The sequence below is a fragment of the Klebsiella sp. GFKo11 genome (genome assembly GCF_056490265.1).
On sequence record NZ_CM151369.1, the window covers coordinates 1,913,812 to 1,933,386 of the forward strand.

General features: G+C 55.5%; 18 protein-coding genes. 10 read left to right on the forward strand and 8 right to left on the reverse strand.

Translation table 11 applies throughout. From position 1 onward, the window contains the following. The first annotated feature begins 98 nt into the window (after positions 1 to 98). Both tctD and AC07P6_RS09345 read left to right on the forward strand, forming a co-directional pair. The gene (tctD, locus tag AC07P6_RS09340; RefSeq protein WP_181485502.1) at positions 99 to 773 is read left to right on the forward strand and encodes a transcriptional regulator TctD; all 675 of its coding nucleotides are present in this window, start codon (positions 99 to 101) and stop codon (positions 771 to 773) included. Then, a complete protein-coding gene (locus AC07P6_RS09345; protein ID WP_434662279.1) occupies positions 760 to 2,175 on the forward strand; it encodes a sensor histidine kinase in 1,416 nt (471 codons plus the stop codon). The genes tctD and AC07P6_RS09345 overlap by 14 nt, the downstream gene beginning before the upstream one ends. Here AC07P6_RS09345 and nudI read toward each other — a convergent pair. Continuing rightward, complete coding sequence (nudI, locus tag AC07P6_RS09350; protein ID WP_182240063.1) at positions 2,167 to 2,592, reverse strand: nucleoside triphosphatase NudI; 426 nt, start codon at positions 2,590 to 2,592, stop codon at positions 2,167 to 2,169. The genes AC07P6_RS09345 and nudI overlap by 9 nt on opposite strands. Before the next feature lie 137 nt (positions 2,593 to 2,729). Between nudI and AC07P6_RS09355 the strand changes: the two genes are divergently transcribed. Then, positions 2,730 to 3,710 carry an Rpn family recombination-promoting nuclease/putative transposase gene (locus AC07P6_RS09355; protein ID WP_478316092.1) on the forward strand — a complete coding sequence of 327 codons (981 nt, stop codon included), beginning with the start codon at positions 2,730 to 2,732 and terminating at the stop codon, positions 3,708 to 3,710. Between the two features lie 48 nt (positions 3,711 to 3,758). Here AC07P6_RS09355 and AC07P6_RS09360 read toward each other — a convergent pair whose 3' ends face one another. Continuing rightward, positions 3,759 to 5,207, reverse strand: coding sequence for a catalase (locus tag AC07P6_RS09360; RefSeq protein ID WP_478316093.1), 1,449 nt, complete (start codon positions 5,205 to 5,207; stop codon positions 3,759 to 3,761). Between the two features lie 271 nt (positions 5,208 to 5,478). Between AC07P6_RS09360 and AC07P6_RS09365 the strand changes: the two genes are divergently transcribed. The 6 genes from AC07P6_RS09365 to yfaU all read left to right on the forward strand — a co-directional run bounded on the left by AC07P6_RS09365 (position 5,479) and on the right by yfaU (position 11,680). Beyond that, on the forward strand, positions 5,479 to 6,021 hold the full coding sequence (locus tag AC07P6_RS09365; protein ID WP_181485507.1) for a YfaZ family outer membrane protein: 543 nt from the start codon (positions 5,479 to 5,481) through the stop codon (positions 6,019 to 6,021). Between the two features lie 96 nt (positions 6,022 to 6,117). Continuing rightward, entirely contained in the window at positions 6,118 to 7,314 is a 1,197-nt protein-coding gene (locus AC07P6_RS09370) for a nicotinamide mononucleotide deamidase-related protein YfaY (protein ID WP_182240057.1), read from the forward strand. 204 nt (positions 7,315 to 7,518) lie between these two features. Further along, on the forward strand, positions 7,519 to 8,301 hold the full coding sequence (locus AC07P6_RS09375; RefSeq protein ID WP_110272313.1) for an IclR family transcriptional regulator: 783 nt from the start codon (positions 7,519 to 7,521) through the stop codon (positions 8,299 to 8,301). Positions 8,302 to 8,314: 13 nt separating this feature from the next. Beyond that, on the forward strand, positions 8,315 to 9,520 hold the full coding sequence (rhmD, locus tag AC07P6_RS09380) for an L-rhamnonate dehydratase (RefSeq protein WP_434662285.1): 1,206 nt from the start codon (positions 8,315 to 8,317) through the stop codon (positions 9,518 to 9,520). 52 nt (positions 9,521 to 9,572) lie between these two features. Next, positions 9,573 to 10,862 carry an MFS transporter gene (locus AC07P6_RS09385; RefSeq protein ID WP_112213022.1) on the forward strand — a complete coding sequence of 430 codons (1,290 nt, stop codon included), beginning with the start codon at positions 9,573 to 9,575 and terminating at the stop codon, positions 10,860 to 10,862. Between the two features lie 14 nt (positions 10,863 to 10,876). Next, on the forward strand, positions 10,877 to 11,680 hold the full coding sequence (yfaU, locus tag AC07P6_RS09390) for a 2-keto-3-deoxy-L-rhamnonate aldolase (protein ID WP_304260716.1): 804 nt from the start codon (positions 10,877 to 10,879) through the stop codon (positions 11,678 to 11,680). 23 nt (positions 11,681 to 11,703) lie between these two features. Here the strand turns inward: yfaU and glpC are convergent, their stop codons facing one another. From glpC to AC07P6_RS09410, 4 genes are all read right to left on the reverse strand, one after another. After that, complete coding sequence (gene glpC / locus AC07P6_RS09395) at positions 11,704 to 12,882, reverse strand: anaerobic glycerol-3-phosphate dehydrogenase subunit GlpC (protein ID WP_434662288.1); 1,179 nt, start codon at positions 12,880 to 12,882, stop codon at positions 11,704 to 11,706. Next, positions 12,879 to 14,138: a glycerol-3-phosphate dehydrogenase subunit GlpB gene (glpB, locus tag AC07P6_RS09400; RefSeq protein ID WP_434662289.1), complete on the reverse strand. Its 1,260-nt coding sequence runs from the start codon at positions 14,136 to 14,138 to the stop codon at positions 12,879 to 12,881. The genes glpC and glpB overlap by 4 nt, the downstream gene beginning before the upstream one ends. Beyond that, entirely contained in the window at positions 14,128 to 15,753 is a 1,626-nt protein-coding gene (glpA, locus tag AC07P6_RS09405) for an anaerobic glycerol-3-phosphate dehydrogenase subunit A (protein ID WP_478316094.1), read from the reverse strand. Before glpA ends, glpB begins: the two co-directional genes overlap by 11 nt. 118 nt (positions 15,754 to 15,871) lie before the next feature. Beyond that, the gene (locus tag AC07P6_RS09410; protein ID WP_478316095.1) at positions 15,872 to 16,750 is read right to left on the reverse strand and encodes a LysR family transcriptional regulator; all 879 of its coding nucleotides are present in this window, start codon (positions 16,748 to 16,750) and stop codon (positions 15,872 to 15,874) included. A 184-nt stretch (positions 16,751 to 16,934) separates the two neighbouring features. Here AC07P6_RS09410 and AC07P6_RS09415 point away from each other — a divergent pair, with 184 nt between their 5' ends. Beyond that, the gene (locus AC07P6_RS09415) at positions 16,935 to 18,125 is read left to right on the forward strand and encodes an MFS transporter (protein WP_478316096.1); all 1,191 of its coding nucleotides are present in this window, start codon (positions 16,935 to 16,937) and stop codon (positions 18,123 to 18,125) included. Positions 18,126 to 18,128: 3 nt separating this feature from the next. On the opposite strand, the gene yfaE is transcribed toward AC07P6_RS09415, so the two are convergent. Beyond that, a complete protein-coding gene (yfaE, locus tag AC07P6_RS09420; protein ID WP_002913017.1) occupies positions 18,129 to 18,383 on the reverse strand; it encodes a class I ribonucleotide reductase maintenance protein YfaE in 255 nt (84 codons plus the stop codon). Next, entirely contained in the window at positions 18,383 to 19,513 is a 1,131-nt protein-coding gene (nrdB, locus tag AC07P6_RS09425) for a class Ia ribonucleoside-diphosphate reductase subunit beta (protein WP_110272321.1), read from the reverse strand. The genes yfaE and nrdB overlap by 1 nt, the downstream gene beginning before the upstream one ends. Positions 19,514 to 19,575 lie beyond the last annotated feature (62 nt).

The following is a 19,575-nucleotide window of genomic DNA, read 5'->3' on the forward strand; positions in this document are numbered from 1 at the left end:
ATTATGTGAACCGACATGTAGTAGTTCAGTTGCGTGATTGTTAAAACAGTTACCTTTCATTTCCCTTTCAATGCAGCAGCAACTTTACAGGATGTGATATGCGTCTCTTATTGGCTGAAGATAACCGTGAGCTGGCTCACTGGCTGGAGAAAGCGCTGGTGCAGAGCGGGTTTGCCGTAGACTGCGTACTTGACGGACGGGCGGCTGACCATCTGCTGCAAAGCGAAAAATATGCGCTGGCAGTGTTGGATATCGGTATGCCGGGGTTCGATGGGCTGGAAGTGGTGCAGCGTCTGCGAAAACGTGGACAGACGCTTCCCGTGTTGCTGCTGACCGCCCGCAGTGCGGTGGCGGATCGGGTGAAAGGACTGAACGTGGGGGCCGATGACTATTTGCCAAAACCTTTTGAGCTTGAAGAACTGGATGCCAGGCTGCGGGCGCTGCTGCGGCGTAGCGAAGGTCAAGTGCACGAGATCCAGCAGATCGGCGAACTGGAATATCGTGATGAAGGCTATTTTTTGCTGCGTGGGCAGATGCTGTCGTTAACTCCACGCGAGCAGGCGCTGCTGACGGTGTTGATGTTTCGCCGCACGCGCCCGGTGTCTCGTCAGCAGCTTTTCGAGCAGGTTTTCAGCCTGAGCGACGACGTTAGCCCGGAAAGTATCGAGTTGTATATTCATCGTTTACGGAAAAAGCTTCAGGAGAGCAACGTGCGGATCGTTACCTTGCGCGGATTGGGCTACGTGCTGGAATTGGCCCATGAGGTGGGCTAAACCGCAGTCGCTCTTTGCACAACTGCTGTTGTTTCTCGGCCTGCCGCTGGTTTTACTGTGGGGGCTGTCGGCCTTCAATAGCTACGTCAGTGCGCTACAGGCGGCGACGCAGGCGTACGATCGTACGCTGCTCTCGTCCGCCCGAACCGTAGCCGAACGCCTGGTGGTGCGCCATGGTAAGCTTGAGGTGAATGTGCCGTGGGTGGTGCTGGATAGCTTTGAACTGAATATGAACGATCGCCTGTACTATAAAGTTCTCGACCCCGAGGGGCAGGTGATTTCCGGTTATGACGACCTTCCGGCGATGCCGCCATCGACTTCTCGTACTCAACTCTATCCGGCGCTGGCGTGGTTCTATCATACCGAATATCGTGGTCAGGCCATCCGCGTGGCGCGCCTGCTGCAGCCAGTGAATGAAGGTGGTATTGCCGGAATGGCGGAAATCTACATCGCCGAAACGCTGGAGTCGCGGCGCTGGTTGGCTGGACAGTTGCTGTTCTCGTCGTGGATATCGCAAGGGCTGTTGGTGTTGTTAACCCTGGTGTTCACCGGCTGGCTGCTGCGCCGCGTGCTGCGACCGATGCGCCAGCTTTCGGCGCTGATGGTGCGCCGCGAACCCGGTCTGCTGACGCCGCTACCGGAGCTGCTGCCGTGGTCGGAAACCCGTCTGTTAATCGTTGCTTTTAACCGCTATATCGATCGGTTGCGGGTGATGATTTCACGCCAGGAACGTTTTAGCGCCGACGCTTCTCATCAACTTAAAACCCCGCTGGCGGTGTTGAAAACTCAGGCCTCGGTGGCGCTGGCCAGTGATGATCCTAAACTTTGGCGAGAGAGCCTGGCGGCGATGAGCAGCACCCTGGATGGCACGATTCTATTAACTGAGCGCCTGCTGCAACTGGCGACTATCAAACGTAAAGAGCAGGGGGAGCATGCCTTTTCACCGGTTGATCTCCATGAGATTGTTCAGAACAGCTGTTTTTCCCGGCTTGTGCAGGCGCGGAGCAAAGCTATCGATCTTGGTTATGAGGGCGAGCCATCGGCGGTGATGATAGCCGGAGATTGCGTGCTGTTGAGCGAGCTGTGTGCGAATCTGCTGGATAACGCAATTCGCTATACGCCCCAGGGCGGGATCGTGACGTTAAGCCTGCATCGAGAGGGGAACGCTGTGCTGCTGGACGTCGAGGATAGCGGCCCGGGGATCGATGATACGCAGATTCTGCTGGCGTTAATGCCGTTTCATCGCCTGGAAAACGTTGGTGATAATCCCGGAGCCGGGCTCGGGCTGGCGCTGGTTAGCGATATTGCACGCCTGCACCGCAGCCATCCGCAACTGCTGCGCAGCGAAACGTTGGGCGGGCTGAAGGTCAGGCTGCGCTTTTTGATCGCTCGTTCAGAGTAAGCCTTTCAGACTCAGCGTCTTACGGGTCGCTACATTCAGATCATAATGGGCAAGATCTTCCGGTTTCACCCACGCGTAATCCTGAAACTCTTCGTTGATCGTCACTTCGCGATTGGCGCTAACGCAATCGAAAATCAGGTAGATCATATAAATTTCTTCCTGGCGGCCATCAGCATAGGTTTTAACCCGGATATCGTCGCTAAAGGTCCATGGTGTAATCTGGGTTAGCTGTAGTTTTTCGCCCAGCTCTTCGCGAACCTCTCGTCGCAGAGCCTCTTCGATACGTTCGCCAGGCTCCACGCCGCCGCCGGAGAGCGCCCACTGGCCGGGAAACACGCCGCGATCGTCGGCCATTTTGCACAGCAGGTAGTGGCCTTCATGTTGAATGAGCGGGCAAACGATAGTCCTTTGACGCATGGTTTTTCCTTAATGATGACGTGGGTAAACATTGAGATAGCCCAGTTTGCGAGTCGACTCGGCAAACAGCAAGCGAAAACGCGCGGCGGAAGCGAGAGGTGATAGGGTGGCCGCAAGTTTATTGATCAGAGGCCATCATGGAACCGATAGGAAGCCACTCACCGCATGATGCGGTTTTTAAACATATTTTGTCCCATCGGGCAACGGCGCGCGATTTTTTACTTATTCATTTGCCGGAGCATCTGCGGATGCTATGCGATCTGCGAACGCTTCAGCTGGAATCCGGTAGCTTTATCGAAGAAGATCTGCGTGCCAGCCATTCGGATATCCTCTATTCGCTCAAAACACAGACCGGCGAAGGATATATTTATGTGCTGATTGAGCATCAAAGCTCACCCGACCGGCATATGGCGTTTCGCCTGATGCGCTATGCCATTGCCGCGATGCAGCGTCATCTGGATAAAGGGTATCACCAGTTACCATTGGTCATTCCCCTGCTTTTTTATCACGGCAAGACCAGCCCCTGTCCGCACTCAATGCGTTGGCTGGACGGTTTTTCGCAGCCAGAGGTGGCTGAGAGGCTATATAGCCAGAATTTTCAACTGGTGGATATTACGACGATCCCGGATGAGCAGCTCATACAGCACCGACGAGTCGCCATGCTGGAGCTGCTACAAAAACATATCCGGCAGCGGGATATGATGGAAATTTCAGAGCAACTGGTCAGCATATTGTCGTTGGGATACAATAACCGTCGGCAGTTTAAAACGTTGCTGAATTATATGATTCAGGCGGGTAACGCCGCCGATCCCGTGGCCTTTTTACGCAAATTAGCGCAAAAGGTACCGCTTAAGCAGCATAAGGAGACGCTAATGAATATTGCTCAGTTTCTGGAAGAGCGTGGCCGCAAACAGGGAGTCCTTCAGGGAATGAAGGCGGGAATAGAAAAAGGTCGTCGTAAGGGCTGGCAGGAAGGTCGGCAAGAAGGCCGGGGTGAAGGGCAGCAGGAGGCGGCTGAACGCATTGCCCGGGCGATGCTGGAAGATGGGCAGGAGCCGTCTCAGGTCGCAAAGCTGACCGGTTTGTCACTGCGCCAGCTTGATAAACTCCAGCACTAAATTCTTCTTTGCAGCGAAAACGGCAGCTATATTGGCTGCCGTAAGCGTTTATTTGGCGTGTTGCAAAGCTTTCAATGCCGCCGCTACGCCCGCGCCGTAGTCGGGATGGACTTCGCTGAATAGTCCAATCTGCCGTTGCTGAATAAATTCGGGGATATCTCGCATATCACCGGCTATCCGCTGAAACATACGCTGATGCTCATCTTCGCTTAATAGCTCAAACAGCTTTCGCAGCTGGCTAAAATAGTCGCCATCTTCCCGATGATCCCAGTGAGCGGCCGCGCCTTCAAGGTTTAACGGCGGCTCGCTAAAGTCCGGTTGCTCCTGAAAGACGCCAAAGCTGTTGGGCTCGTAGGTCGCACCGTTGCCGCTGTTGCCATCTACGCGCATCGCGCCGTCGCGGTGATAGTTATGGAACGGACAGCGCGGAGCGTTTACCGGGATCTGATGATGATTAACCCCTAAACGATAACGCTGAGTGTCGCCATAGGAGAACAGTCGTCCTTGCAGCATACGGTCCGGAGAGAAACTTACCCCGGGCACCACGTTTGCCGGGTTCATGGCTACCTGCTCAACTTCCGCGAAGTAGTTGTCCGGGTTGCGGTTTAGCTCCAGCACCCCAACTTCAATTAACGGATAATCGCTATGCGGCCAGATTTTGGTCAGGTCAAATGGGTTATAAGGGACCTGGCTGGCCTCCGCTTCCGGCATTATCTGCACGTAGAAGGTCCAGCGCGGAAAATCGCCTTTTTCAATTGACTCATAGAGATCGCGCTGCGAGCTTTCGCGGTCTTCTGCCACCAGGCGTTTGGCCTCATCATCCATCAGGTTGGCGATCCCCTGCTGGGATTTGAAGTGGAACTTCACCCAAAAGCGCTCATTTTCGGCATTGATAAAGCTGAACGCGTGGCTGCCAAAACCGTGCATATGACGATAAGAACGCGGGATGCCGCGGTCGCTGAAATCAATCGTTAACTGATGCAGCGTTTCCGGTAGCAGGGAGAAAAAATCCCATTTCCATGTTGGGTTACGCAGGTTAGTACGCGGATCGCGCTTTACGACGTGATTGAGGTCCGGGAATTTTAGCGGGTCGCGAAGGTAGAAAATCGGCGTGTTGTTGCCCACCAGATCCCAGTTACCCTCTTCGGTATAGAACTTGATGGAAAAGCCGCGAATATCACGCTCGGCGTCAGCGGCGCCACGCTCTCCGGCAACGGTCGAGAAGCGCAGAAACAAGTCGGTGGTTTTGCCGATTCCAGAGAAGAGTTTTGCGCGCGTATAGCGGGTGATATCGTGGGTGACGGTCAGTTTGCCGTAGGCGCCGGAACCTTTTGCGTGCATACGGCGTTCCGGGATAACTTCCCGGTCAAAGTGGGCTAGTTTTTCAAGAAACCAGACATCCTGCAGCAGCATGGGGCCGCGTGGGCCTGCGGTGGCGACATTATTGTTATCGACAACCGGCGCGCCGGATCCGGTCGTTAATCCTTTCTTGCTCATCTTTATCTCCTGACAAAGTTTTATGTAACTTATTCATTTCCCTGAAGGGACGAAATAAGCTGAGCGCTATTTGTAGAATAAATAGTCAGTGCGGGCAATCTGGCTCTGGCTATCGATTTGATATCCGCGACCGTTGGCAAATATTCGGTAGCAACTGGTTACAATCACAATGGTAAAGGTCGCTTTAGCGCATTGATTCCTTAGCATTCAGCAGTACAATTTCGCGGTTTTTCGGGACTTTTAAATTCTTGTTTTCTGGATAGAGTAAAAAATGAAAAAAAGTATATTTTTGGCCCTCGCTGGCATGATGTTCGTCTCGACGGCGGCAAATGCGATCAGCGTCAGCGGGCAGGCCGGTGAGCACTACACCAACCTTGGGGTTGGTTTTGGTACCGAATCCACCGGGCTGGCGATATCCGGTAACTGGCTGCACAACGATGATGATGGTGATGCGGCGGGCTTAGGCCTGGGTCTGAACCTTCCTTTAGGTCCGTTCCTGGCGACCGTTGGCGGTAAAGGCGTTTACACCAATCCAAAAGCCGGTGATGAAGGTTATGCGGCGGCGGTAGGCGGCGGCCTGCAGTGGAAAATCGGCGACCGTTTCCGCCTGTTCGGCGAATATTATTACTCCCCGGATTCGCTCTCCAGCGGTATCGACAGCTATCAGGAAGCCAATGCCGGCGCACGCTTTACCATTATGCGTCCTCTGAGCATTGAAGCCGGTTATCGCTACCTCAACCTGGCAGGTAAAGAAGGCAACCGCGATAATACCGTTGCGGACGGCCCGTACGTCGGCGTCAACGCCAGCTTCTGATTCTCCCTGGCGTGGTATTCTGCCGCGCCTGATTTTCAGTCATTCTCCCAGCCGCTTTGCGCTATAGTATTCCGACTTATCAGGCTGGAGTTCACAATGCTAAACGTGGAAATGCTGTCCACCGGCGACGAAGTGCTGCATGGGCAAATCGTCGATACTAATGCCGCGTGGCTGGCGGATTTCTTTTTTAATCAAGGATTACCCTTAAAGCGTCGCAATACCGTGGGCGACGATCTTGACGCTCTGGTGGCGATTTTACGCGAACGTAGCGAGCACGCCGACGTGCTGATCGTTAACGGCGGCCTGGGGCCAACCAGCGACGATCTCAGCGCGCTGGCTGCGGCAACGGCCAAAGGCGAAGGGTTGATTTTGCACGAAGAGTGGCTGGATGTGATGACGCGCTTTTTTGCCGAGCGCGGAAGGCCAATGGCCGCCAGCAACCGTAAACAGGCGGAAATTCCGCAAAGCGCCGAGATGATCAACAACCCGGTCGGGACCGCTTGCGGTTTCGCCGTGCAGCTCAATCGCTGCCTGATGTTTTTCACCCCCGGCGTGCCTTCGGAATTCAAAGTGATGGTTGAGCAGGAAATCTTACCGCGCTTGCGCGAACGTTTCCCGCTGCCGGCTCCGCCGCTGTGTCTGCGTTTGACCACCTTTGGTCGCTCGGAGAGCGAGTTGGCGCAGAGCCTTGACCATCTTCAGCTGCCACCGGGCGTGGTGATGGGCTATCGCTCCTCAATGCCGATTATTGAACTCAAGCTGACCGGGCCTTCTGAGCAGCGCGAAGCGATGCTGGCGCTGTGGCCGGAAGTGCAGAAAGTGGCCGGTGAAAGCGTGATCTTCGAAGGCACTGAAGGTCTACCGGCGCAGATTGCCCGACGCCTGCAAGAGCGCCAGCTGAGCTTGACGCTAAGCGAGCAGTTTACCGGCGGCCTGCTGGCGCTACAGCTTTCACGCGTTAACGCGCCGCTGTTGGCGAGCGAAGTGATTCCGGCACAGGAAGAGACGTTAGCGCAGGCGGCGCGCTGGGCGGCGGAGCGGCGGGTGAAACACTTTGCCGGTCTGGCTCTGGCGGTCAGCGGTCAGGAGAGCGATCACCTGAACTTTGCGCTCTCAACGCCGGAAGGCACTCACGCGCTGCGAGTGAAATTTAGTACCAATCGTCACAGCGTGCAGGTGCGTCAGGAAGTCTGCGCGATGATGGCCCTGAATATGCTGCGTCGTTGGCTGAACGGTGAGCCGATAGCCGGTGAACATGGCTGGATTAACGTCGTCGAATCTCTCACGGTTTAATAAGGTCACCGCGTCGGGATCCCTTCCCGGCGTGGTATTCGTCCAGCCTGCTGTACTTCGTTTTAAATATTCTGTGCGTCATCTCCCATTTTGATACCTCTGAATGTCCACCCTTCTGGAATCGCCCCGTCATTTGAAGTTGCTCACAATTTACTTCCCCGACAACCGTAACACTGATTCCAGTATTCAGGATTGGAGTCCAGTATGTTGGAATCAAGCAAAGTCCCGGCGCTGACCCGCGCCATTGATATTCTCAATTTGATCGCCCGTATCGGCCCCTGTAGCGCAGCGACCATTATTGATGAACTGGGTATTCCGAAAAGCACTGCCTATCTGCTGTTAGGTGAACTGAGAAAACAGCGCTTTCTTAGCATGGATAATCAGGACAATTACTGCCTGTGGACCAAGCTGGTTGAGCTGGCCGGACATGCGCTGAGCAAAATGGACCTGCGCGAACTGGCGCGTTCGCGCCTGACGCAGCTGATGGATCAGTGCGGTCTGCTCTGTCACCTGGGCATCATCGATAACGGTAACGCCTACTACATTCTGAAGGTCGAATCCCCGGCCACCATTAGCGTACGTTCGCACGAAGGTAAGAGCCTATCGCTTTATCGTTCCGGTATTGGTAAATGCCTGCTGGCCTGGCAGCCGGAACGAGTTCAGGAGTCAATTATCAGCGAACTGCGCTGGGAACGAGCCACGCCAACCACTATCACTGATGCTCAGCAGCTTCGCGATGAACTGGGGCGTATTCGCGCTCGGGGCTGGAGCTTTGATAACGGCGAAGACTATCCCGACGTGCGCTGCGTGGCCGCGCCGGTGTTTAACGCCAATAACGAACTGACCGCCGCTATCTCGGTGGTCGGCACGCGCCTGCAAATCAATGAAGACAATCGTGATTACCTCGCCGGTAAGGCGATTGCCTGCGCCAAAGATATTTCCCGTCTGTTGGGGTGGAAGAGCCCCTTCGAACAACAAGCTTCATAACAAGGAGAACATCATGACCTTACCGAAAATTAAACACGTCCGCGCTTGGTTCATCGGCGGTGCTACCGCAGAGAAAGGCGCTGGCGGCGGCGATTATCACGATCAGGGAGCGAACCACTGGATTGATGACCACATCGCGACCCCGATGAGCAAATACAAACAGTATGAGCAGTCCCGCCAGTCTTTTGGCATCAACGTGTTGGGTACGCTGATTGTCGAGGTCGAAGCGGAGAATGGGCAGACCGGGTTTGCGGTGTCAACGGCGGGTGAAATGGGCTGCTTTATCGTTGAAAAGCACCTGAACCGCTTTATCGAAGGCAAATGCGTCAGCGATATCAAACTGATCCACGATCAGATGCTCAACGCGACCATGTACTACTCCGGCTCCGGCGGCCTGGTGATGAACACTATCTCCTGTATCGATCTGGCGCTGTGGGATCTGTTCGGCAAAGTGGTTGGCCTGCCGGTGTATAAACTGCTGGGTGGCGCGGTGCGCGATGAAATTCAGTTCTATGCGACCGGCGCGCGTCCGGACCTGGCGAAAGAGATGGGCTTTATCGGCGGCAAAATGCCGACTCACTGGGGGCCGCACGATGGCGATGCGGGGATCCGCAAAGATGCCGCGATGGTCGCTGGCATGCGCGAAAAATGCGGTCCGGATTTCTGGCTGATGCTGGATTGCTGGATGAGCCAGGACGTTAACTACGCCACTAAGCTGGCTCACGCCTGCGCGCCTCATAACCTTAAGTGGATTGAAGAGTGTCTGCCGCCGCAGCAGTACGAAGGCTATCGTGAACTCAAACGCAATGCGCCAGCCGGGATGATGGTCACCAGCGGCGAGCACCACGGCACGCTGCAATCATTCCGCACGCTGTCGGAAACCGGCATCGATATTATGCAGCCTGATGTGGGCTGGTGCGGCGGCCTGACTACGCTGGTGGAGATTGCCGCAATCGCCAAAGCGCGCGGTCAACTGGTGGTCCCACACGGGTCATCGGTCTATTCGCACCACGCGGTCATCACCTTTACCAACACGCCGTTCAGCGAATTCCTGATGACCAGCCCGGATTGCTCAACGATGCGCCCGCAGTTTGACCCGATTCTGCTGGGTGAACCAGTACCGGAAAATGGACGCATTCATAAATCTGTGCTGGATAAACCGGGTTTTGGCGTTGAGCTGAACCGCGACTGCAATCTGCAACGTCCTTATAGCCACTGATCCCGCCGTGCCGCACAGCGCTGATGTGCGGCCCATTTTTGAGGATATTACGATGAGCAACACCTTGCTTGAGAGCGTGGTGAAGAAAAGCCGCGCCCGTTTGATTCCCTTTATGCTGGCGCTTTACGTGCTCGCATTTCTTGACCGTTCGAATATTGGCTTTGCCAAAGAGACCTACCAGTTGGATACCGGGCTAAGCAACGAAGCCTATGCGCTGGGAGCGGGGATTTTCTTTGTGGTGTACGCCTTTTTGGGGGTACCCGCTAACCTGTTGATGCGTAAATTCGGCGCGAAAAAGTGGATCGGCTGCACCACGCTGCTGTGGGGCGTTCTGTCTGCGGCGATGGCCTGGGCGGATACGGAAACGAAATTTCTGCTGGTGCGCACTTTACTCGGTGCCGCCGAGGCGGGCTTCTTCCCTGGCATGATCTATCTGACTTCGCAATGGTTCCCTCAGCAAAACCGCGCCAGCATTATGGGGCTGTTTTATATGGGCGCACCGTTGGCGTTAACGCTGGGCTCACCGCTCTCCGGCGCGCTGCTGGAAATGCACGGTTTTATGGGGCACCCCGGCTGGTTCTGGATGTTTGTTATCGAAGGGCTGCTGGCGGTTGGCGCCGGGTTCTTTACCTTCTTTTGGCTTGATGATACGCCGCAAAGCGCACGTTTTCTGACTGCCGCTGAAAAGCAGGCGTTGATTAGCCAGCTTGCCAGCGAAGAGGAGAAAAAGGTCACGTCGCGGCTGTCCGATGCGCTGCGCAATGGACGCGTCTGGCAGCTCGCCATTATCTACCTGACGATTCAGGTGGCGGTGTATGGTCTGATTTTCTTTCTGCCGACTCAGGTTGCCGCTCTGCTGGGCACCAAAGTGGGATTCTTTGCCTCGGTGGTGACGGCGATTCCGTGGGTTGCGGCATTGTTTGGCACCTGGTTTATCCCGCGTTACTCCGACCGCACCGGAGAGCGCCGTAACATCGCGGCATTCACCCTGTTGGCGGCGGCGATCGGTATTGCGGTCTCCGGGCTGGTGTCACCGGTACTGGCGATTATCGCGCTGTGCGTGGCGGCGGTCGGCGTGATTGCCGTGCAGCCGGTTTTCTGGACCATGCCGACGCAATTGTTGTCCGGCACCGCGTTGGCCGCAGGCATCGGCTTCGTGAACCTGTTCGGTGCGATTGGTGGTTTCCTGGCGCCGATTATTCGCGTCCAGGCCGAAACGATTTTTGCCAGCAATTCTGCCGGATTATTGACGCTCGCCTGCGTGGCGATTGTTGGGGTTGTTATTATCTTTTCACTGCGCGTTAATCGCACGGTGCCGCAGGCTGGCAGCGTACAGCATTAATTTAAGGGAGAACTATGAACGCAATTTTATCGAACCCATTTAAAGCGGGATTATTGAAGGGAGAAACGCAAATTGGCCTGTGGCTGAGCTCGACCTCTTCCTATATGGCAGAGATCGCCGCCACCTCGGGTTACGACTGGCTGCTGATTGATGGTGAACATGCGCCAAATACCATTCAGGATCTCTACCACCAGCTACAGGCGGTCGCCCCCTACGCCAGCCAGCCGGTGATTCGCCCGGTAGAGGGCAATCGTAGCCTGATTAAACAGGTACTGGATATTGGTGCCAGAACGCTATTGATCCCGATGGTCGATACCGCCGAACAGGCGCGAGATATTGTTTCGGCAACTCGCTATCCGCCGGTGGGTACGCGCGGAGTAGGGGCCGGGGTCGCTCGTGCAGCGCGCTGGGGGCGAGTGGAAAACTATATGGCGCAGGCTAACGATGAGCTGTGTTTGCTGATTCAGGTGGAGAGCAAAACGGCGCTCGATAATCTGGATGCGATCCTCGAAGTGGAAGGCATTGACGGCGTGTTTATCGGCCCGGCGGATTTATCGGCCTCGCTGGGGTATCCGGATAACGCCGGTCACCCGGAGGTGCAGCGGATCATTGAGCAGAGCATCCGGCGTATTCGCGAGGCCGGAAAAGCAGCCGGATTCCTGGCCGTCGACCCGGAGATGGCGCACAAAGCGCTGGCCTGGGGGGCAAATTTTGTTGCCGTGGGCGTCGATACCAACCTCTATACCAGCGCACTGGATAAGCGCCTGGCGATGTTCAAACCGGTATCTGAACAGGCGGAGGGAAAGGGGAGCTACTAGTCTCCCCACCGCAGGCGCTGACCTCAGGCCAGCGCCTGCGCCAGTAGGGTGATGGGATGTTCGCAGCGTTTGCTGGTGGACATCTCAATTTGCCACTTGCAGGTTTCGCAATCGGTTACCACCAGGTCAGCGCCGCTCTCTTCAATTTGCCGAAACAACGGTGCGCCAATCGCCTGCGATGAGTCGTAGTTCTCCGACTTAAACCCGTAGGTTCCGGCGATCCCACAGCACTGGGAGTCGAGCACTTCAAGCTGCAATCCGGGGATTAGCCGCAGCAGCTCAAGGGTATACAGCGACCAGCCCATTTTCTCCATATGACAAGGCGTGTGGTAAACCACCTTCAGCGGCAGCGGTTTTAACTTCAGAGGCCGACCCGCATCCAGTTGACGCCAGATCCAGCGGGTTGCCAGCTCGACTCGATCGCGAATGTCGTGGTTGTCGATATCAAGCACGTGCGGATATTCATCGCGCAGGGTAAAGGTGCAGGTTGATGACGTGGCGACAATCGGCAGGCTATTTTCCCGCATCGCGGTGACGTTGCTCAGCGCCTGTTTACGCGCTTTAGCAAAAAAACCGTTGGCAATCAGCGGCACGCCGCAGCACTTCTCTTTGCTGAGCAGTTGAACGCCGATGCCCATCGCATTCAGTACATGAACCAGATCTTTGCCGAGCTGAGGATAGTTGTAGTTCACATAGCAGCCGTGAAAGAACGCCACCTGCTCGCTGTACTGCGCCTGTTGGGCGGCCAGTTGACGAAAGGCGTGGCGGAAGGTGCCAAAGCCATATTTGGGCAGCGTGCGGCGATGGTCAATTTTGAGCGCCGCATCCAGAATCCGGCGTACCGGCATCAGCCCGGTGGCGGCGTTGACCAGTGGAGCAAACGGCGTGGAGAGTGTCCCCATTAGATCGGTATGACTGAGGATCGCATCGCGTAATGTCGGCTTTTGCTGGCTGTATTGGATGCGTGCCCGCTGGATAATATCGCCGATTTTGACATCTGAAGGGCAGGCCACCTCGCAGCGTTTGCAGTTGATGCAATATTTTAACGCTTCGTCGTAAAGCGCCCCGTCTTTCAGTCGCAGGCGTTCGCCGTCCGGGCCGGCCTGTTTTGGCCCCGGATAGCGCGGATTGACCCGACTGACCGGACAGGTCGTGGTGCAAACGGTGCATTTAATACAGTGTTCGAATCGGGTGTCGTTCATGATTCACCTCCGGCAAGCTCGCTGATTAGCTTCGCGGCGTGTAGCGCCGTCACCGCACAGACGCCGCCGCCGCATCCCAGCTCGATAGCATCAAAACCACCGAGCACAGAGCCAATGGCGAACAGGTTTTTCAGCGGCTCACCCTGAAGCTGCGGGCGCAGGGTGGCATCCGTTTTCAGGCCGAAGCGCTGCCACGGTTGCGAGGCAAAAAAGTCCCGTTGATACCAGCTTTCGCGCGGCAGCGTCTGCTGAAGGTCGAGGCCAAGAATCGGCTCCCGCACGCCGTTTCGTTCGGCGACCAGCCCATTGCTAAAAAAGCTGCCGCTGGCCAGCACCGTGAAGCGCGGGCGCAGTGGGATATCGCCGTGGTTGCGCGTCCAGACTGCGTTAACAAGGCCGTCCTGGTGGCTGATATTGACCGCTTCGTCGCCGGTAAGCCAGATGCCGCCGCTACGGATAAAATGACGCTGGAGCTGAGCGTGCAGACGCATGCCTGGCACCGACGGCGGCAGAGTGGGCAGCAGGCGAAGCGGGCAGGGCAGACGCTGTTGGAGCCAGCGATACAAGCGGTCGTCGGCGAGGCCGAAGCAGGCGGGCATGATTAGCAGGTCGTGTTGTTGCGCCAGCGGACGAAGCGCCGTCAGCAGCGCGGGCCAGTGGGTTTCATCATCCAGCAGGCGGGCAATATTGGCGGCGCGAAATTCGGACGGGTTATCGCGCAGGACGTCGAGCAGCGGTAAATCAATCTCTTGCGCAGTGGCGCTGATGCCGTTCTGATTCAGGGAGGCGGCGGCCAGATGCGGTTGAAAATCGGCAAAACCGCTGATGCCGACCAGGCCAACCTGACGGGCTGGCAGCGGCGCGGTGGCGATCTCCTGCGGTGAAAGCCAGGCCGCGCGTAGCGTGCCTAACGGTGTGACCCGCAGATGCGGCTGGCTGGCATCTCCCTGCATAGCGATATTGCAAGAAGCGAGCAGACTCTGGGTTTGCGCGGCGTACGCCATGACCTGTTCAACGCCAAGTCTGGCATAAGGGTGTTCGGGAAGCTGATTTGTTAACTGGCCGATACCGTGAGCGACATCGGTGACGGTTTCGCCGTTCGGCAGCGCGGAGAGTAAATCCAACGAGGCGGAAGAGAAGTGCAGTGCACTCTGACCACGGCTGATAATCACGCTGCGCAGGCCTCGTTGGTTTAGCGCCAGTCCGCACAGGAGTCCGGCGAGTCCGCCGCCGATAATCGCGCAATCAAACTTCATCCTGATGCTCCTTTTCTAGCCCGCACAGGCCGAGATAGACCCAGCGGGTGAATTCGCTTTCGCGTAGCGCATCGCCCCAGGCCACGGGCTGCACGCCTTTCCAGCGTTCGTTGAGAAATTCGGACAGCTGCGTTAGCGAGCGGGCGGAGGTGGTGACGTTGAAACGCTGGAGCAGTCCGGCGGCGCGGCAGGCGCAAAGCTCGCCCTGGCAGGTTCCCATGCCAATCCGGGTACGGCGGCGTAAATCGAGCAGGTTATTTACCGCCAGATTTTCTACCGCGTACTGAACTTCTCCGGCGGTGACCGCCTCGCATTCGCAGATCAGGCTGCGGTGCTGACGGCTATCGCCAAGCCATGCCGGGGTGCGGTCGCCGTGGCGGTAAATAGCCGACCCGCGTAGCGGCGCGGGTAAAGAGATAATTTTGCGCAGGGTGGTTTCCGTCGGTTCTTGCGAGCCCGGCAGCGGCGTGTCGGCGGTGGTGCAGGCGACGGCGTTACCGAGCTTGCGGCATACGGCATCGGTGGCCCATTCCGCCATCAGGCGATAGGTCATCAGCTTGCCGCCGGTAATGGTAATAAAGCTTTTCAGACCGTCGCGCTCGGCGTGGTCGAGCAGAACGATGCCGCGGCTGACGCTACGTCCGCTCGGGTCGTCATCGCTGGCGACCAGCGGGCGCACGCCGGAGTAGGCGCGCAGTACCCGAGTGCGGCCCAGTACCGGGGCCAGCTTTTCGCCTTCGCGCAGTAGAATATCAACTTCGGCGGCGGTGACCCGATTGTCATCAATCTCATCGTAAGCGATGTGCGTTGAGGTGGTACCAATCAGCGAGATGGTATCGCCGGGGACCAGGATATCGGCATCGGCAGGTTTACGGCAGCGGTTGATAACCTGCTGGTTAATGCGATGGTCGAGGATGAGCAGCGAGCCCTTAGCCGGGAACATGGCGACGCGCAGGTCGGCATATTCGGCGATGCGCTGCCCCCAGATCCCGGCAGCGTTAACCACCACGCTGGCGCGTAGAGTCTGCGTCTGACGCTGTGAGTGGTTGTAGAGCTGTACGCCACTGACGGTATCGCCATTGCGCAGCAGACTTGTCACTTCGCAGCCGGTATAAATCAAGGCGCCATGCTCGCGAGCATCCAGCATATTGGCGGCAGTGAGGCGGAACGGGTCGACGGTGCCGTCAGGAACCTGCACCGCGCCGAGCAGCGTTGGGTTGACCGCAGGCTCAATGCGCAGCGCCTCGGAAGGCGTCAGAGGATTGGCATCGATACCCGCTTGTTGACAGGCGGTAATAAAGGTTTGCTGGTAGGCCCGGTCGTCCTCGGGGAGGGTGATAAACAATCCGCTGGTCGGTTCAATACAGTGGCGGGCGATGCGGCGTAAAATGCGGTTTTCGCTGATGCACTCCCGCGCAGATTCGCTATCGGTGACCGCATAGCGCGCGCCGCTGTGCAGCAATCCATGGTTGCGGCCGGTTGCGCCGGTGGCGATATCATAACGCTCAACCAGCGCCACCTTCAGTCCGCGCAGCGCGCAGTCGCGCGCAATTCCGGCACCCGTTGCGCCGCCGCCAATGATAATGACCTCGAAGTCTGAGTTGGCAGAATTCATTCTGTGCCCCCGATGTTCGTTTTACATCATTAAGGCACGTATTTATTTATTTTTGTTTGATATCGAGCATATTCGAACTCAAAACGAAAATCTTTTGCCGTTTTGTGCAGCGGATCGTTTAAATTTTACCTTCTGTGACCAGTTGATGGAGGCACTCATTGAGTATCTGCAAGGGGCTGCCCGTTACTGGAGGGTGGTTGGCAATAAGAGAAATATGTCGATAAAAGGCTGGCTCCAGGGCCACGGAACGCAGCGGATGCTCCAGCGCTTTGAGCGTCAGTTCGGGGAGCAGCGCGATGCCCAGTCCCTGGCGGATAAAACTGATGGCCGTTGCCGGGTGGTTGAATTCATATTTAATCTCGGGCGTAATATTGTGCTCTTTAAATAACGCCATAATACTTAGCTCATAGCGGCCTGTACTGGTAATTAACGGCTCGCTGAAGAGATCTTCAAGCTTTACGGAGTCGCGCTGTGCAAACGGGTGGTTTTCCGGAACCACGACGGTGAATTTATCTTTGTAGACCGGGAGGGAATACATATTGGGCACCGGAGAGTGAACAAAACCAATATCAATTTTATCCTGACGTAGGGATTCAATAATTTCCGTACTGTTGGCTTCGTGGGGAATAATTTTAATCTGCGGGTAGTATGTTTCAAAATAGCGCACCACCTGCGGTAAAATACAGGCACAAATACTGGGGAAGCAGCCAATACGCAGTAATCGTAACGGCGACTGTTTTTCCTGCTCGGCGATTTCTTTCACCGCGTTGACCTCATGCGCCAGTCGTCGCAGATGGGAGACGATCCGTTCACCGACTGCCGTTAGCGTGATGGCCTTTCGCCGCTCGCGTACCATAATTACGACTCCCAGCTCCTCTTCTAGCGCATTAATCGCCTGACTGACGGCTGATTGGGTCATGTACAGGCGTTTTCCCGCCTCGGTAAACCCGCCGCATTCAAGCACCATGAGTAGAGCGTTTATCTGTGTTAGCGTCATTAGTGATTTCTAATCAAAGTCATTAATAGGATTAATTTTACTAATGTAGTGTATTTTCATATAATTTTTCAACAGGCTTAATCACAAAATCACGTACGCAATCATCTGTGTCGATAGTCTACTTATCCGTTAGATATCGATGATGAATGTGATGCTACGCGCCGTATAAACAGGGTGCTTATCGATGAAAGAGAAATTATGGACGAAAGATTTTTGGGCAATAACTATTATTAGTTTTATTATCTTCTTTGTTTTCTATGTACAGCTAACGCTGCTTCCTATTTATATTGCCGACAATTTGCATGCCACCGCCGACAAAGCCGGACTGCTGGTAACTTGTTTTCTGATCGCGGCGATTATTATTCGCCCGTTTGCCGGGCAGTGGGTAGGGAAATATTCGAATAAAACGGTTCTGATGCTTTCTTCTCTGGCTTTTTTGGTAGTGACTGCGTTATATCCGCTTTGCCATTCTATCGAAACATTGCTATTTATTCGCGTGCTTCATGGGATCACTTTTGGGGTGATAACAACGGTGAAGGGGACGATTTCTGCGCGGTTAATACCGGCCTCCCGACGTGGAGAGGGCATCAGTTTTTTCTCATTAGCGATGGGTCTGGCGATGGTGGTGGGACCGTGGATCGGTCTGAATATGGCGCGGCATAGCGCGTATATTGAAGCGTTCTGGTTGTGCACCGGCGTCTCGATTGTCAGCATCGTGCTGGCGCTGATTGTGGCCGTGCCGCCGGTGATTCGCCATGCTGACGGTTCAAAACCGAAGCTGGGTTTTGCTGCTATGTTCGATCGCGCAGCCATGCCGTTTGCCCTGGTCACCTTCTTTATGACCTTTGCCTACGCTGGCGTTTCTGCTTTCCTTGCCCTGTATGCCCGCGAATTAGATCTGATGGCCGCCGCGAGTAATTTTCTGCTGTGCTATGCCATATTTCTAATGATCTGCCGTGCCTTCACCGGTAACGTCTGTGATAAAAAGGGGCCGAAGTATGTGGTTTATCCCTGCCTGTTCGCATTCACTGTAGGCCTGGTGGTACTGGGCTATACCCACGGCAGCATCACCATGGTTTTATCTGGAGCGCTGATTGGCATTGGCTACGGTTCCGTTACGCCAATATTCCAGACGCAGATCATCAGTTCGGTAGAGCCGCATAAAATCGGCGTGGCGAACTCACTGTTTTTTAATGCAATGGATGCGGGACTGGCGTTGGGCGCTTTCGTTATGGGCTTGATGGTGGAGGGCGTGGGCTATCGTTCAATTTATCTGATGGGGGCGGTACTGGTGGTGCTTGCCGGCGCGCTGTATATCCTGCAGATGAAAAAACGCGGCGACGTTAAGCTGGTCTCCGCGCACGAAGTACATTAAATATTACATCTCAATTTCAATGTCCCCTTTTGCCCGGCAGCAGCAGGGCAAAATCTCTCCCGGCTGGATAAACGCCAGCGGCTCGGTTAGCCAGTCAACCTGACCGGAAACCAGCCGCGTGCGGCAGGAACCGCAGTAACCTTCGCGGCACTGATACTCCACGTCGATATTATGTGATTCCAGGGCTGCGAGCAGCGAAGGGTGCTCATCCTGACACTCAAGGCGAGTGTCAGAAATCTTCAAAAAAATGCGTTTCATCAGAGCTGGAAGTTACTCAGATCGTCAGCATCGACTTCTGCGTCAATTTGTCCGACCAGATAAGAACTGACTTCTACTTCCTGCGGGGCAACCTGTACGTTATCGGACACCAGCCAGGTGTTGATCCACGGGATCGGGTTGGAGCGGGTCTGGAACGGCAGATCGAGACCCACCGCCTGCATGCGAATGTTGGTGATGTATTCGACGTACTGACACAGAATATCTTTATTCAGGCCGATCATCGAACCGTCGCGGAACAGATAATCTGCCCACTCTTTCTCCTGCTGGGCCGCCAGGACAAACAGGTCATAGCACTCCTGCTTGCACTCTTCGGCGATTTCCGCCATTTCCGGGTCATCGACGCCAGAACGCAGCAGGTTGAGCATATGCTGGGTGCCGGTCAGGTGCAGCGCTTCGTCACGGGCAATCAGGCGGATAATCTTGGCATTCCCTTCCATCAGCTTGCGCTCGGCGAAGGCGAAGGAGCAGGCGAAGCTGACGTAGAAGCGGATGGCTTCCAGCGCGTTAACGCTCATCAGGCAGATATAGAGTTTCTTTTTCAGCTCGCGCAGGTTAACGGTGATGGTTTTACCATTAACGCTGTGCGTACCTTCACCCAGCAGATGCCAGTAGCTGGTTAGCTCGATCAATTCATCGTAGTAGCTGGAGATCCCTTCCGCGCGTTTCTGAATCTGCTCGTTGGTGACGATATCGTCAAACACCACCGCCGGATCGTTGACGATATTACGGATGATGTGGGTGTAGGAGCGCGAGTGGATCGTTTCCGAAAACGCCCAGGTTTCAACCCAGGTTTCCAGTTCCGGAATTGAAATCAGCGGCAGCAGAGCGACGTTCGGGCTGCGGCCCTGGATGGAGTCGAGCAGCGTCTGATACTTCAGGTTGCTGATGAAGATATGTTTTTCATGCTCCGGCAGCGCCTGGTAGTCGATACGGTCGCGGGAAACGTCAACTTCTTCCGGACGCCAGAAGAAGGAGAGCTGCTTTTCAATCAGCTTTTCGAAGATGTCATATTTTTGCTGATCGTAGCGGGCGACGTTCACCGGTTGACCAAAAAACATCGGCTCAAGCAACTGATCGTTTTTAGTCTGTGAGAAAGTGGTATATGCCATTGAAGTGAGTCCTGTTGAGATTGTATCACCCGGCGGCACTTCGTTTGCCGGGCCTACAAAAC